Below are 14,616 nucleotides of genomic sequence, written 5' to 3'. Positions count from 1 at the left end.
GATTCCGGCAACACGGAGCGAAAGGGATCCCTGACTGCCCAACCGATTTGGAAACCCTCTCACCGACAGCAAGCTCAATACAGGGATCCCAGCTTGGGCAGCTCCAACACTGGGCCAGTGTTTGCCGCCGTTGCTTTTGGATCCCAAGTTCCTGCTGTCAGCTAGCGTGTATGGTAGATGAAAGCTTGTTTTTGGGTCTTTCCCCGTCCCCATGCCCAGGGCTAGCACCTCTCGCCATCAGACCGACCCCCGCTTCAGCTCTGCTATCGCTACGCGAGGCTTTCGCGAACAGGCCAAAGGGTTAAAGCCCCACCAACAAAAGCAACTGCAACGGCTCTATCAACTGCGCCTACCCCCCAACCGCCTGGTGACGGTGGAGTTTGCCCAACGGCTGGGATCCCTGACCCAAGAGTTGGAAGGCCGGCCCATCAGCGTTTACCTCAACCGGCGCGGCCAGGTGATCCGCGTAGGGGTGGGATCCCCTTTTGAAACCCAGATTCCCGCTTGGGAATTGCCCCGCCAGGGGGCCGAGCGCCTATCCGGGATCCGCTGCATCACCACCCAAATGGGGGAGGGGGGCCCCGGTCAAAAAGCGCTGACGGCCATGGCTTTGCAGCGTTTGGATGCCCTCATCACCCTTTCCGTGTCCAAGTCAGGAGGGCACCGACGCCGGGGAGGAGCGGCTACGGGCTTTGTTCACTGGGCCTATCTGGCCCATCTGCTGCCGGAGGGAGAGCGCCGTTGGCAGGTTTCTGAGCCTTTGCCTTTGGGGATCCTGGCAGAACAGGATCTGCAGGAGCTGGTGGCGGAGCTGGAGGATGGGTTTCGGCGCCAGTTGACCGCCCGCCAGGTGGATCTGGATCAGGATCGGGCCATCCTGGTGGGGCTGCAGGAGTCCGGGCAGAGCTACGAGGATCTCATGGATGGGTTGGCGGAGCTGAGCCGCCTGGTGGAGAGTGCCGGCGGACAGGTGCTGCAAGCCCTCTGGCAGAGGCGGGAAGGCCCCAATTCGGCCACGGTAATCGGATCCGGTAAGGTGCAAGAGCTGGCTCTGCTGGTCCAGGATCTGGGCGCTAACTTGGTGGTGTTCGACCGGGAACTCACCCCCAGCCAGGTGCGCACCTTGGAAGAGGCGGTGGGGGTGCGGGTGGTGGATCGCAGCGAGGTGATCCTGGATATTTTTGCCCAGCGGGCCAGAACCCGAGCCGGGAAGCTGCAGGTGGAGCTGGCGCAACTGCAGTATTTGCTGCCTCGCCTGGCCGGTCGCGGTCGCACCATGTCGCGGCTGGGGGGTGGGATCGGTACTCGGGGCCCGGGGGAGACCCAACTGGAAATGGAGCGGCGGGCCATCCAGCGGCGCATCGGCAAGCTGCGGCAAGAGGTGGAAGAGCTGCGCCGCCACCGGCAGCGGCTGCGCCAACGGCGCGAGGCATCCCAAATTCCCGTGGTGGCCCTGGTGGGCTACACCAACGCCGGCAAATCCACCCTCCTCAATGCCCTCACCCATGCCCAGGTCTACGTGGCCGACCAACTCTTTGCCACCTTGGATCCCACCACGCGGCGGCTGGAGCTGCCCGACCAGCAGGCGGTGCTGTTGACCGACACAGTGGGATTCCTAACCGAATTACCAGACCAACTGGTGGATGCCTTTCAAGCCACCCTGGAAGAGGTGACGGAAGCCGATGCCCTGCTGCATGTGGTGGATCTCTCCCACCCCAACTGGGAGGGGCAAATCGAGGCGGTGGAAACATTGCTGGACGAGATGCCCTTGGCCACCGGCCCCCGGCAACTGGTGTTTAACAAAATCGACCGCCTCGACCCCGAATGGGTGGAAGACGTCCGCCTGCTCTACCCCAAAGCCCTGTTTGTTTCCGCCGCCACCGGCCAAAACCTGGATCAGTTGCGCCACACCCTGGCCCAGTTTGCTACAGCCCTAAGTCCTAACCCCTTCGATTGGCAGGAACCCAAGGATCCCTAAAAGCATTCCATAAGGATTTCCAAACCTGCATAGCTCATCTTCATCCGCCGTCAACATAAACATTCAGTTACATTGAGATCAGGATTGTGACCCGACTTAAAGTTAGGGAGAGAACATGGCCACCACTGCAGTTGCACCTCAAGTCGCACCTCGCCTGGCCCAGCCCCATCTGACGCTGCAAACTCTGCCCATCGGGGCCGACACCCTTGCCATTCGCTCCCAAGATTGGGATCGGGATCGATTTGACATCGAATTTGCTCTGGAAAATGGCACCACCTACAACTCCTTCTTGATTCGCGGCGAGAAGGTGGCCCTCATCGACACCTCCCACGAGAAGTTTCGCCAGTTGTACCTGGATTGCCTGCAAGGGATCCTAGATCCTGCCCAGATCGACTACCTGGTGGTCAGCCACACCGAGCCAGATCACAGCGGCCTGGTTGGGGATCTGCTGGAGCTGGCGCCCCAGATGACGGTGGTGGCCTCCAAGGTGGCGGTGCAATTTCTGGAAGATCTGGTGCATCGGCCCTTCCGGCGGCTGGTGGTGAAACAGGGAGATCGCTTGGATCTGGGCAAGGGGCATGTCCTGGAATTTATCTCTGCCCCCAACTTGCACTGGCCCGACACCATCCTCACCTACGACCACGGCACCCAGATCCTTTACACCTGCGACGTGTTTGGGATGCACTACTGCGACGATTTCGCCTGGGACGAACATCCCCACCTGTTGCAGGCCGACTTCAAGCTCTACTACGACTGCCTCATGGGGCCCAACGCCCGCTCGGTGTTGTCCGCCCTGAAGCGCATGGAAGCCTTGCCTCCCATCGCTGCCATTGCTACCGGCCACGGCCCCCTACTGCGCCATCACCTGTCCGACTGGGTGGGGCAATATCGCACCTGGAGCCTGGAGCAGGCCAAAGCCGAGCGCCTGGTGGCAGTGTTCTACCTGTCCGGCTATGGCCAGGCGGAAACCTTGGCTCAAGCCATTGCCCGCGGGATCCAAAAAACCGGCATCCAGGTGGAGCTGGCAGATTTGCGGCTGGTGGATGCCCACGAGGTGCGGGAGCTGATGAGCTTGGCCGCCGGTGTGGTGATAGGCATGCCGCCCCAATCAGGGCCTGAGGCCGCCACCACTCAAGTGCTGCTGAAAACCCTTTTGGCCTCTGCCCACAGCAAGCAAGGCTTTGGTCTGTTTGAGTCGGGCGGCGAAGATGATGAGTCGGTGTACCTCTGCCGCAACACCCTGCAGGAGATCGGCGCCAAAGAGGTGTTTGCCCCCATTCTGCTCAAGCAGCCTGCTGGCGAGGCTCTGCTGCAACTGGCCGAAGAAGCAGGTACCGATCTGGGGCAGTGGCTGACGCGGGATCGCAGCATTCAGCAGATGAAAGCCTTGGATGCCGACTTGGATCGCGCCCTGGGCCGCATCAGCAATGGCCTCTACATCATCACTGCCCGCAAAGGGCAAGCCACCAGCGCCATGCTTGCCTCCTGGGTGGCCCAAGCCAGCACCGATCCGCCGGGGATCAGCATTGCAGTAGCCAAGGATCGGGCCATCGAATCCTTCCTGCAGGTGGGAGATACCTTCGTGTTAAACGTGCTGCAAGAAGGCCATTACCAACCCTTGATGCGCCACTTCCTGAAGAGATTTCCACCGGGGGCCGACCGCTTTGCCGGGATCAAGACCTACCCTGCTGCCAACGGATCCCCCATCTTGGCCGATGCTTTGGCCTACCTGGAGTGCCGTGTGGTGAGCCGCCTGGAAACCAGCGATCACTGGGTGGTGTACAGCACCCTAGAAGCTGGTCGGGTCTCCAGCCCAGAGGGCCTCACCGCCATCCACCACCGCAAGGTAGGGAATCATTACTAATACTACTAATACTGATAGTGAGCAGTGAGAAGAGAGAAGTGAGAGATAATTTCTCACTCCCAGCCCTTCTCCCTGGGGAAGCTGGGATCCCTGTAGCGAACAGACTCACAAATTCAATAGGACTGCCGATAGACCAACCCACTGGGATGTAGGAAAAAAGGGCTGTCTTCTCCCAGGCGGATCCCGATCTGCTCCAGCTGTTCCCCTTGGCGGGTCGCAGGCCCTAAGGGCAGCCCCTCTGTTCCCTGTTGAATCCTTTGGGATCCCTGCTGGGCTGGCCGATAAGGGACGCTGCCCAAACCCGAAGAGAGGGGATCTGAGGGGGCATACCTCTGTCGCCAGCGCTGGTAGGGGCTGACCGGTTCGGGAAAATGTTGCGTAGCGATAACCTCTGCCTTGTCGAGTGCAGTAGCAGTGTGGAGCACTTTCTGGGCTGTCGAGAGAGTAGAGGCAAGTGTTGACGATTCTGACAACTGCAACTGTGAAGAGGGCGAAAGGACGACCATCGGGCATGGCTCAGCTTGTGCCCAAGCCCCCGGCGCAAAAACCCAGGCAAGCCAGCAAAAGAAGATGGCACACCGCATGGGAAGATCCCTCCATAGGCCCAACCCAGTCGTCTCTCAGGCCATTTTCTGAAGAGGCAGGACTGAGAGCGCAGCTCCCATCTTGCCCATGCCAATTTGCAGGCCGAGTGACCGGGATCCCCTTGGCTGGGTGATCTGGATCAGCAGACCCACTCTTGACCCAAAAGTGCTGCGAGGCCCCCAGCTCATCCGCACCGCTAGAGCAACTGACTATAGAGGTGTATGGTCATTTCAATTCAAACTTCGATTCAAACTAGGACATTGCACCCACACCTCAAACAGTGAATGATTGAATGCACGAGGCCAGAAGGCTTTTCAAGGACTCCGTCCCGCTGGCGCGATCGGTAGTCCAGGCGTCTCACCCTAAACTGAAACGACCATAAAGCGCGGTGTCCCAAGCGAGATTTCAGCGGCAGGGCAGTCAACTGCTGAAAAAATGTGCTTTGAGTGCCAAAGTTTTGGCTTGTTTCCGCGAACGGTGCCCAAGGGCAAGGAGCATGTCATGAAACCGCGGATTTGCCAGGATGATCTGCACTGCTGACCCGTATATAGGCGTGCCAAGCCAAGTCCAGCAGGCCATCCAACACCGCTGCAGCCACTGCCGGGCCTCCTTTGCGTCCCTCAGTGCGGATGTGGGGCACCATGGAATCGGCTAGCTCCTGCTTGGCTTGCACCACGTTCACAAACCCAGCCGGCGTGGCGATGACCAGAGCAGGGGCCACCTCCTTCTTTCTAATCAGCTGCACCAAGGTGGAGAGGGCAGTCTGGGATTGGCCAATCACAAAGATCGCCTCAGGGTAGCGTTGGGCCAGGGTTTCCAAGCCCCAAGCGGAGCGGGTCTTGTCCCTTTGGGGACGGGTAATGGCTTCGCTGCTGCAATAGATGGGGTTGGAAAAGGTGTTCTGAACAGCCCAGGCAATGCCCACCTGCACCATCGGCTCATCGACCACAATGGTGGTACGCGCTGCCAAGGCCGCCGCCCCAGCCTGTAAGGCTTCGTTACCAAAACGGATGAGGTTCAAGTACTCAAAGTCGGCAGTAGCATAAATAACCCGACGAACCACCTCATACTCAGCAGGAGAAAGCTCGTGCTTGCCCACCTCCTGGTCGATGATCATCAAACTCTCTGCATCGGTTACGTGCCACTCCATCGATCCCAGACCCCGCCCGCCGTTTATCCTCAGTAATGACAGGATTGTACCTGCAGAGGCTTCAGTTGGTGGGAAAAACCATCGCTCAACCTGGGGGCCAGCCCATCCCCCGACCGCCCAGAACGTGAATGTGGAGATGAAAGACGGTTTGCCCGCCGTCTTCTCCTTCGTTGATCACCAATCGGTAGCCTTTATTTAAACCTGCCTCGGCAGCCACCCGCTGAGCGGTCAGCAGGAGATGTCCCAGCAATGCCTCATGTTCGGGCTTGGCCTGGGAAATGCCGGGGATGGGCTCTTTGGGCACCACCAAAATGTGGACAGGGGCTTGGGGGGCAATATCTTTGAAGGCCAGGGCTCTATCGTCTTCGTAAACGATTTGTGCAGGGATCTCCCTGCGAATAATCTTGCCGAAAACTGTGTCGCTCATGGGTGCTCACAAATTAGTTCTGCCCTTAGCCTACCTGCTAACCGCACATTCTCCCACCCAGGTGGCGAGAGTGGCGCTCGGCACCTACTGCTTCAGCAGCCATTCAAATTCCTGCCGCAGTGATTGAATATGCCCCACTCGCGAGACCAACAGCGCATCTCGCCCGGCATCGCGAAAACGAGAGCGCCACAAACTCACCAAATCGGGGTTGCTGCACCAAAAGCGGATAACAGCGTCGACCAACTGATCCAAGTCCCAGCCGCGCCGGGCCGGCACTTCCTCCAGGGATCCCAGTAACGCATCGAGGGTGCAGGAGCTGGTACCCAGGTATTCCACCCCACAGGGCCGCTGGGCCAGCTTCTGTTGCTGATGAAAGAACTGTAGAGCAGGGGCGATGCCGATGATCTCGAAGGTGTAAACCATGTTGCTCCGCAACGCTGACGCGACTGGGCTCAGTCCTACAGAGTTTTTTGCGAAAGATCCTAAAAAGGGGGCTAGCAGTCTCAAAACCAAATCAAGGTTGGGATCCCTTCCCAACTATCCTCGATCTGATCCTGGATGTTAGGTATTGATTATACTCAACTTGGGCAAAATGCCAAGGCAAAGGACAGGCAGATCCCTGCGTGGCGAAATACTTTTGCGCCACAGAGGAAGGCTTTGCCCGATGGGCACTCCCTCGTTCAGCTCTGTGTAAATAATCTGTGCAGAAATCTGTGCAGATAAGAGGTAAAGCTGCTAGCAAACACAAGTGAGGACTGCTAGCATCCAATGGGATCTTTTGCTAATTGGCTTTAGCTACACAACTACAGCCCACTAAGGGACCACGGGATACGGTTGTATGGTCATTCTAGGCTAATTGAGACACTCCCCAAGCGTTCCGCGCCGCTGCCGCGACCACCCCCAGCCCCTTTCCCAGAGGGAGTCATCCCTCACCCCCAACCCCTCTCCCAAAGGGAGAGGGGAGTTAGGAAGCAATACAACAGAAATCTTTCAGTTCTGTTTAAAATGACTATAAACCTGCTTGTTTTAAACCTCGTTGGGGTCAAGCCTCGGAAACACGATTTTTGTATCCCCCAGTTTGTGAACAGGCTGTATTGTCACCTGCCTTTTCTGCAGACATTGAAGCAGACATTGAAGATTGTGACTTGAGGCAAGCAAAAGCACAGGCATCAAAAAACTGGCGTGGCCGCATTCTCCGACCGCGCCACCAGCTCAAGCCCTCTCCTCTATCCAAGTTGGTATTGTGTCTTGGGTCTTTTCTTGAGTGGGGGGGAGTTGAAACTGAATGCGCGGCTGTCCCACTCCATAGGTGAGGGTGTAGCTCCACTGCAGGCAGCGCAGCCACAGGCGGGGGTAACGCGCTTCTAGCCAGGGCTGCAGGCGACGCAGCAGATTTGGAAGCCAGCCCCTGAACAAAGCAGAGGTCAAGGCCAGGCCGGTATAGCTGAAGTAGGTGGGTAGCCACTGGGCAAAGCCTTTGGCCCCTACGGCCTCCCAGATCCACAGCAGCAGCCGTGGGTTTTGCAGGGCAGCTTTGATGGCCATGCGGTTAAAGGCCAGCCAGCCGGCCCGGTCTTTGATGAAATCGTCCACCACCTCCGGCGGCTCGGTGGCGAGAATGCCGAAAAAGCTGTTGAGAGTGGCATTGATGCGCTCGGGGGGCAGCACCTTGCCGGTGGGCACCATCATCCCCCGCGAGAAGAGCCAGGTGACGGCCGAGTTGCCCTGGTAGGCCCGGATCTGGGCTAAGTCCGCCGCCCTGAGCAGGTCGTGGCGCAGCGCCGTATCCAGGAGATCGCACAGGCGGGGGCAGTTGCGCACCAGGGATCCAAAGCCGGTAAAGCTAAGGGGCGATTGCATAGCCGCCGCATCCCCTATGAGCAGTATCCGGTCAAAGGGTTCCGAAGACTCCGCCCCGCTGCCGCGAACAGGGTGCCGGGGCTGGCCAAATCGTCCGGGGATATAGCCGAAGGTCGCTTTTTTCCACTGCAAGCGCTCTGGGTCGCAGCGGCGGTATTCCGGCAGAATAGTGAAAAAATCTTCGTACAGTTCCAGCAGGGATCCGGGGTTTTCCGGATGCACCTGGTGGTAGTGGAACAGGTAGAAGGTGAGATCTTCGCCTGGCCCGGGGAACAGCTCCCAAATGAGTTGCCGACCGCGGCTGATGTCCCCATGGCTGGCCAGAATGTCCCCAAATTGGGGATCCCATACCCCTGGCTCAAACCCCCCCGCAATGGTAGCCCCCACCGTGGGGCAGACGCTATCAAAAGCCCGATGGCGGTAAAGCTGCTGGGCAATGGGAGAGGCCGTTCCCATAGCATCCACCACAAGGCGGGATCCCAGCCGAAACTCCTCGCCGGTGGGCAAATCCTTCAAAACCAGCGTGACGCCTTGTTCGCCAACATAGGCCCGCTGAAACTCGGTGCGCTCGTAGATAGCTCCCCCGCAGGAAGTGAGAATTTGGCCACAGAGCTGCAATAGCTTTTCCGCGTCAATGGCCAGATTGAGTACCGTCGGCGTGTGCAAAACGGGAGCGCGAACCGGGCTATTGCCGTCAAAAAACTTGTTGAACCCATCCGTGTATTCCCGCAGGATCAAGCTCTCCATCTGCTCGGCGCTCAAAAGGCCCAAATCCACCAGGGTTTGCAGCTCCCGCCGGGAGATGTTCCACTCGCGGTTCATGCGGCCAAAAGGGAGTCGCTCCACCAAGGCCACGCGGTAGCCCAAGCGAGCCATGGCCGCTCCATAGATGGCTCCCAGCGCTCCCCCCACGATGGCCAGATCCCACTCCACCGGGGCCGGCTCAGGGGCAGGCTGGCGAAACAAGACCGGCTGAGCAGGGCGGTGGGCTGCGTGGCAATGTTGCACTTCTTCCCGCCAGCGCTTTTCCCACCAGTACACCCGCTGCAGGTCAAATTCTCCATTGGGGATCCGCCGAAAATACTTCACCGTTTGCGGGTAGAAAGGCTCAAGCTGATCGAAGATGGATCCCCGGTTCAGGTCGATCTGGGGCAACTGCGGGTAGCGGTGGGGAAATTGGCTTTGAATGGCCTGTTCCAGCTCTCTCAGCCAGCGAGCTTGGCGGGGGAAGGGCTGTTCCGACCACTGGAACACCTTGAGATAGGTAGTGTTCAGCCCCGACCACAAGAAAAGGGCCAGCTCAGCGCCGGATCCCTGTAGGCGCAGGCCCGTGGGGGTAAGAACCTTCTGGCTGCCTTGGGGCAGGGGGATACACTCCTGTAGCCAGCGCAGCACTTGAGCACTATCGGGGCAAGGGATCTCGCGGTAGTAAAGGGAAGTAAGCACGGCGCCGAGATAAGAAACCGAGCAAATCTTTACCCATTGTGACATGAGGGGATCCCTCCCTTTGCCGATCCCAGGGATCACCCCCTACCCAGGTTTCCCCCCAGCTGCAGATCTGCAGGGGTGTTGCAATTGGTGAGCATCCTCTCAAGGGACTCCGTCCCGCTGTCGGGAACGGTCAGGGGCAGGATGGCTGTTGGCACCTGGGACAACCAGCCCTGAAAGGATCTTCCTCCTGCCTGCAAGAAACTCTCCAGAGAACCTAGCTGCGCCAGGCGATAGAAGCCACACAGGGGCTCCCAGCCCCGCTGACTTTTGGGCAGGGCGGCCACCGTCTGAGGGGGCAGGGTGGCAAGGCGCCGTCGCCAATCCCCAAGAACCTGCTCCTGCAAGCAGGGCAGATCGCAGGCCAGTAGCAGGATCCACTCCGGGGGAACGGCCAGGGTTTGCAGCCGCCGGATCCCCTCTTGAAAGGCCAGCAGCGGGCCTCGGTGTTGCTCTGCAACGCTGTCGCGGCTGTGAACGTTTTCCCGCCAGAGATGCCAACCGGGATCCACCACCGACGCATAGCGCTCCGGCCAGGGGGTGAGGATGTAAACCGCGTCGGCGCAGGCTGCTGCCACCTGAGCCACCCGTCGCAGCAGGGGGATCCCATCCCAAAGCACCAGGGCTTTGTCGGATCCCATGCGGCGGCTGTTGCCCCCGGCCAAGATCAGAGCCACGACCGCAGGCGGGGAATCTTCAGGCATTTTGGACATCCAGTTTTCCACAACGAGCAGCAGGTATTTGTGGAGGAATAGGATAGGGATCCCATCCTCTCCTCACTCTAGCCGCTATGTCTGAGCCCTCTGGTCGTCTGGTTTGGAACCACTCCACCCACATCTCAGGGTTGATCCCTGTTTTGGAACGCCTGACCCGGCAGGCGGGCATTAAAACCGTGACGCCGGGCGCTCTGTCCTGCAGCCGTGGGCGGATCCCCCAGTTGCAGTTGCGGGTTTCGGTGCCGATCCGGGGCGGGTACAAGCTGGTGGCCCGCAAGGGAAGCAGCGTGCAAGAGGTGTTTGTGGTAACGGATCTCAGCCAAACCGAGCTAGAGGCGGCTATTCTCCGCTGTTTGTAGTCAACTGTTTGTAGTCAACCGAGCCTCGTTATTGCTCCGCAACGCTGTCCCGACCCAGAACTTCGTCCTGCTGGGGCAAATGGCACATCAGTTGAGGATGAGTTAGCTATGTCTCGTGCTAGTCTCAAGCCCGCCCGTATCAGCGCTGTTTTACCCGGATCCCTGGCAGCAGAAGTGGGCATCCAACCTGGAGAGGCCCTGGTCAGCATCAACGGTGAGCGCCCCCGCGATCTCATCGACTACCGCTTCCTGATCGCTGAGGAGTGTGTAAGCCTGGAGATCTTGAATAGCCAAGGGATCCCGCGCACAGTTGAGCTGGAGAAGGGAATCGACGAGGATCTGGGGCTAGAGTTTGAGACAGCCCTGTTCGATGGCCTGATCCAGTGCGCCAACGCTTGCCCCTTTTGCTTCATCGACCAACAACCTCCGGAAATGCGGGCAACGCTGCACCTCAAGGACGACGACTACCGCCTCAGCTTTCTCTACGGCAGCTACCTCACCCTCACCAACTTGCCTGCTGCCGAATGGGAGCGCATCGCTCGCCTGCGCCTTTCTCCCCTCTACGTGTCAGTGCATGCTACCGACCCGGAGCTGCGCAGCCGCTTGCTCAAAAACCCGCGGGCTGGCCTGATTTTGGAGCAGTTGGCCTGGTTTCGCCAGCATCGCTTGCAACTGCACGCACAGGTGGTGGTCTGCCCGGGCTGGAACGATGGGGATCACCTCACCCGCACGCTCCTCGATTTGGCCGCCTTTCGCCGGCCCGTAGACGGGATCCCCACCGTCCTCTCGGCAGCAGTGGTGCCGGTGGGGTTGACGCGCTTTCGCCCCCCTGGTGATGAGCTGGTTCCTGTCGATGCGGCCAAGGCCCGAGAAGTGATCCAGCAGGTGGAAACTTTGCAGGTCGGGTTTCGGCAAACATTGGGATCCACCTTTGCCTGGCTGGCCGATGAGTGGTATCTGCTGGCCGGGCGGGAACTGCCCCCGGAAGAGCACTATGAAGATTACCCCCAACTGGGGAATGGCGTGGGATCCCTGCGCCTGTTCTTGAGCGAGTTTGAGCAGCTCAAACTGCCGCCTGAGCTCCCTTCTCCCCTCAAGGTTCTGTGGGTGGTGGGCAATGCCGTAGAGCAAGCCTTCCAGCCTGTGGTGGAGCAGATGAACCGCATCCGCGGGCTGCAGTTGGATCTTTTGCCTATTGCCAGCCAATTTTGGGGACAAACCCTGACGGTAACCGGGCTGCTGACGGGGCAGGATATCTTGGATGCCCTGAAGTCTGTGGAAAACTTGGCGGACTATGATGGGCTATTGCTACCCCAGATCGCCCTCAAGGACGGGGAGCGCTTTTTGGACGATCTGACCTGGCAAGAGGTGCAGGCCCAGGTGGGGATCCCGGTGGTGCGGGTGGACGGCGGGCCGGCAGGCTTGGTGCAGGCGGTGCAACAGCTAGAACAGGGCTATGCCTACGGCACCCTGTGTTGTTCCGCAACGCTCGGGCGAAGGGAAACTGCACCGCTGACGCGACCAAGAACAGCTTTGAGCCGAGGATCCTGAGGCGATGCAGAGGTTGCGGCGAGGATTGTTTCTGCTGCTGGGGGTGGGGCTGGGGATCCTGGCCATCACGGGCTTGGCGGCTTTCTACGTAGATCTGGCCTGGTTTGCCGAGCTGAATGCCCTGCCGGTGCTGTGGACGCGGGTAATTGCCCGCTGGGGGCTGGGCCTGGGCGCTTTCCTCTTTGCCCTGGCGGTGGTGGGATCCAACATCTGCTCCTGCTGGCGGGGGGCAACCTTGACCGGGGCCTGGGTGATCGCCATAGGTTTGAGTGGCTTCTTTGCTGGGTCTCTTTCCAATCACTGGTTTACGCTGCTGCTCTGGCTCAACCAAGGGCCCGTCGGGGAGTCGGATCCCATTTTCAACCGCGATCTCGGCTTTTTTCTCTTCAGCCTGCCTTTCTGGGAGACGGTGCAGCATTGGTGCTTCAACCTGGTGCTGCTCACCTTGGTTACCGTTGTCCTCATCTACTTGGTGGAGCTGGGGCTTTCCGAGCAACGGCTGACCTTGGCCCTCTCTCTCTATGCCCAGCGGCACCTGCTGATCTTGGGGGGATCCCTGTTTCTCATTCGCGCCTGGGGCCATTGGCTGGAGCGCTACGAGCTGCTCTATTCCACCCGCGGCGTTGTGTTTGGGGCCGGTTTTGCCGATGTGCATGCAACCTTGCCGGCCACGACCTTGATGAGCGGGGTGGCAGGCCTGACGGCAGTGGGGTTCTGGGCTTTGGCCCGCCAGGGGATCCGCCTCAACCTTCCTTTCCTCAAGTCCTGGTGCCCTTCCTGGGCCAGCTCTCTCCTGGCGCCGGCCATCCTCTGGGGGGCCTACCTGGGGTTTGGGCTGCTAACCACCCAACTTTATCCCCAACTGGTGCAAACTTTCTTGGTGGCCCCCAACGAGCTGGAGCTGGAGCGCCCCTACATCGAGGACAACATCCGTTTTACCCGTGCTGGCTTTGGCCTGGCCGATGTCGAAGTCCAACCCTTCCCGGAAGGGGGAGCCCTCACCTGGGAGATCCTGCAGCAGAATCAATCCACCCTGAGCAACGTGCGCCTCTGGGATGCGGATCCCCTATTGGCCACCTACCGCCAACTGCAAGAAATCCGCCCCTACTACCAATTTCCCTATGTGAATGTGGATCGCTACCGCATTGGGGGAGAATTGCGCCAAGTTATGCATGCCGCCCGCGAGCTGGACTTTGCCCAGGTGCCCCCCGCCGCCCAAACCTGGGTTAACCGGCGGTTTTTCTACACCCACGGCTATGGCCTCACCCTCAGCCCGGTGAATGTGGTGACCCCTGAAGGCCTGCCGGATTTTTTCCTATCGGATATTCCGCCGCGGGTTTCTCCCCGCTACCCTGAGGTGGCCTCCGTCTTGCGGGTGGAGCAGCCGGCCCTCTACTATGGCGAGCTGACCACCACCGATGTTTTCGTGGGCGCTGAGGCGCGGGAGTTGGACTACCCTGCAGCAGAGCGCTATGTGTACAGCAGCTATCAGGGCAGCGGTGGCGTGCCCATTCCCCACCTCTGGCAGCGGTTTCTCTACGCCTGGCATTTTGGCGATCTGCGCATCCTTCTCAGCCGCGAGCTGTCTTCTGCCACCCGCTTTCTCTATCGCCGCCAAATCCGCGAGCGCATCCGTCGGGTGATGCCCTTTTTGCTCTACGACCGGGATCCCTACCTGGTCATTCAAGGCGGCAAGCTCTACTGGTTTTTCGATGCCTATACCACCAGCAGCCGCTACCCCTACTCGGAGCACCTGCCCGGCTTTCCCTTCAACTACATCCGCAACTCGGTCAAGGCGGTGATGGACGCCTACAACGGCAGCATCGATTGGTACATTGCCGACCCTCGGGATCCCCTCATCCAAGCCTACGCCCGCATCTACCCCACCCTCTTCAAGCCTCTGGAGGCAATGCCGGAGCCGCTGCGGCAACACATCCGCTATCCCCAAGACCTCTTCCGCCTGCAAGCGCAGCAGTTTGCCACCTACCACATGACGGATCCCCGCCTCTTCTACAACCGCGAGGATCAATGGCAGATCCCCGGCCAGTTCCGCAATCGACGGCGCATTCCCATGCAGCCGCAGTATCTCATTCTCACCTTGCCGAGGGATCCCCAAGGGGTTGCAAACCACACTCCTGAGTTCGTCCTCCTCTCCCCCTATGCCCCTGTTAACAAGCAGAACATGGTGGCTTGGATAGCGGCCCGCTGCGACGGGGAAAACTACGGCAAGCTCCTGGTGTACGAGTTTTCCAAGCAACGGCTCATCTATGGCCCGGAACAGGTGGAAGCACGGGTCAATCAGGATCCCTTAATCTCCGAGCAAATTTCCCTCTGGAACCAGCATGGGTCGCGGGTGAACCTGGGCACGCTGCTGGTCATTCCTATCGAGACTTCTTTGCTCTATGTTCAGCCCCTCTACATCGAAGCAGAACAGGGCCGCTTGCCCCAGCTCACCCGGGTGATCGCTGCCTACGAAGACCGGGTGGTGATGGAACCGACTCTCGGCCAGGCCTTAGAAGCCCTCTTTCTGCCGAGGGGCAGCCGATAGAGAAAGGGATCCCCTCCTCATTTTTGAGGCAGGTGGTTGACGAAACTTAACGGATGTTTTAAGTTTAGGTTGTCAATCTTCGCGCTTCCT

At 59.5% G+C, this 14,616-nt stretch carries 11 protein-coding genes; 5 read left to right on the top strand and 6 right to left on the bottom strand.

Translation table 11 applies throughout. The annotated features are described in order from the left end of the window. Positions 1 to 211: 211 nt before the first annotated feature. Positions 212 to 1,978, top strand: a complete 1,767-nt coding sequence (hflX, locus tag NW829_RS08660; protein WP_414416886.1) for a GTPase HflX — start codon at positions 212 to 214, stop codon at positions 1,976 to 1,978. A gap of 115 nt (positions 1,979 to 2,093) precedes the next feature. After that, entirely contained in the window at positions 2,094 to 3,842 is a 1,749-nt protein-coding gene (locus tag NW829_RS08655) for a diflavin flavoprotein (RefSeq protein ID WP_414416885.1), read from the top strand. A 113-nt stretch (positions 3,843 to 3,955) separates the two neighbouring features. On the opposite strand, the gene NW829_RS08650 is transcribed toward NW829_RS08655, so the two are convergent. The 6 genes from NW829_RS08650 to NW829_RS08625 all read right to left on the bottom strand — a co-directional run bounded on the left by NW829_RS08650 (position 3,956) and on the right by NW829_RS08625 (position 10,065). Beyond that, positions 3,956 to 4,348 (bottom strand): hypothetical protein, encoded by a 393-nt coding sequence (locus NW829_RS08650; RefSeq protein WP_414413143.1) that lies wholly within the window; start codon positions 4,346 to 4,348, stop codon positions 3,956 to 3,958. Positions 4,349 to 4,926: 578 nt separating this feature from the next. Beyond that, a complete protein-coding gene (locus tag NW829_RS08645; RefSeq protein WP_414416884.1) occupies positions 4,927 to 5,577 on the bottom strand; it encodes a precorrin-8X methylmutase in 651 nt (216 codons plus the stop codon). Between the two features lie 85 nt (positions 5,578 to 5,662). Beyond that, positions 5,663 to 6,004: a histidine triad nucleotide-binding protein gene (locus NW829_RS08640; protein ID WP_011432043.1), complete on the bottom strand. Its 342-nt coding sequence runs from the start codon at positions 6,002 to 6,004 to the stop codon at positions 5,663 to 5,665. A gap of 84 nt (positions 6,005 to 6,088) precedes the next feature. Beyond that, entirely contained in the window at positions 6,089 to 6,427 is a 339-nt protein-coding gene (locus tag NW829_RS08635) for a hypothetical protein (RefSeq protein WP_414390140.1), read from the bottom strand. A 789-nt stretch (positions 6,428 to 7,216) separates the two neighbouring features. After that, on the bottom strand, positions 7,217 to 9,355 hold the full coding sequence (locus NW829_RS08630) for an FAD-dependent oxidoreductase (RefSeq protein ID WP_414416883.1): 2,139 nt from the start codon (positions 9,353 to 9,355) through the stop codon (positions 7,217 to 7,219). 32 nt (positions 9,356 to 9,387) lie between these two features. After that, positions 9,388 to 10,065, bottom strand: a complete 678-nt coding sequence (locus NW829_RS08625; protein ID WP_414416882.1) for a molybdenum cofactor guanylyltransferase — start codon at positions 10,063 to 10,065, stop codon at positions 9,388 to 9,390. Positions 10,066 to 10,142: 77 nt separating this feature from the next. Here NW829_RS08625 and NW829_RS08620 point away from each other — a divergent pair, with 77 nt between their 5' ends. The 3 genes from NW829_RS08620 to NW829_RS08610 all read left to right on the top strand — a co-directional run bounded on the left by NW829_RS08620 (position 10,143) and on the right by NW829_RS08610 (position 14,526). After that, positions 10,143 to 10,427: a DUF2103 domain-containing protein gene (locus tag NW829_RS08620; RefSeq protein WP_011432039.1), complete on the top strand. Its 285-nt coding sequence runs from the start codon at positions 10,143 to 10,145 to the stop codon at positions 10,425 to 10,427. 108 nt (positions 10,428 to 10,535) lie between these two features. After that, complete coding sequence (locus NW829_RS08615) at positions 10,536 to 11,978, top strand: TIGR03279 family radical SAM protein (RefSeq protein ID WP_414416881.1); 1,443 nt, start codon at positions 10,536 to 10,538, stop codon at positions 11,976 to 11,978. A 4-nt stretch (positions 11,979 to 11,982) separates the two neighbouring features. Continuing rightward, the gene (locus tag NW829_RS08610; protein WP_414416880.1) at positions 11,983 to 14,526 is read left to right on the top strand and encodes a UPF0182 family protein; all 2,544 of its coding nucleotides are present in this window, start codon (positions 11,983 to 11,985) and stop codon (positions 14,524 to 14,526) included. The last annotated feature ends 90 nt before the right edge of the window (positions 14,527 to 14,616 follow it).

The organism is Synechococcus sp. R55.8 (assembly GCF_047461895.1).
In the GTDB taxonomy this organism is placed as follows: Bacteria; Cyanobacteriota; Cyanobacteriia; order Thermostichales; family Thermostichaceae; genus Thermostichus.
This window is presented reverse-complemented; position numbering and strand designations above follow the sequence as displayed.

Excerpts from the sequence above, each read along its gene's own strand:
- hflX (WP_414416886.1), top strand. The coding sequence starts at position 212 with ATGCCCAGGGCTAGCACCTCTCGCCATCAGACCGACCCCCGCTTCAGC.
- NW829_RS08655 (WP_414416885.1), top strand. The coding sequence starts at position 2,094 with ATGGCCACCACTGCAGTTGCACCTCAAGTCGCACCTCGCCTGGCCCAG.
- NW829_RS08650 (WP_414413143.1), bottom strand. The coding sequence starts at position 4,348 with ATGGTCGTCCTTTCGCCCTCTTCACAGTTGCAGTTGTCAGAATCGTCA.
- NW829_RS08645 (WP_414416884.1), bottom strand. The coding sequence starts at position 5,577 with ATGGAGTGGCACGTAACCGATGCAGAGAGTTTGATGATCATCGACCAG.
- NW829_RS08640 (WP_011432043.1), bottom strand. The coding sequence starts at position 6,004 with ATGAGCGACACAGTTTTCGGCAAGATTATTCGCAGGGAGATCCCTGCA.
- NW829_RS08635 (WP_414390140.1), bottom strand. The coding sequence starts at position 6,427 with ATGGTTTACACCTTCGAGATCATCGGCATCGCCCCTGCTCTACAGTTC.
- NW829_RS08630 (WP_414416883.1), bottom strand. The coding sequence starts at position 9,355 with ATGTCACAATGGGTAAAGATTTGCTCGGTTTCTTATCTCGGCGCCGTG.
- NW829_RS08625 (WP_414416882.1), bottom strand. The coding sequence starts at position 10,065 with ATGTCCAAAATGCCTGAAGATTCCCCGCCTGCGGTCGTGGCTCTGATC.
- NW829_RS08620 (WP_011432039.1), top strand. The coding sequence starts at position 10,143 with ATGTCTGAGCCCTCTGGTCGTCTGGTTTGGAACCACTCCACCCACATC.
- NW829_RS08615 (WP_414416881.1), top strand. The coding sequence starts at position 10,536 with ATGTCTCGTGCTAGTCTCAAGCCCGCCCGTATCAGCGCTGTTTTACCC.
- NW829_RS08610 (WP_414416880.1), top strand. The coding sequence starts at position 11,983 with ATGCAGAGGTTGCGGCGAGGATTGTTTCTGCTGCTGGGGGTGGGGCTG.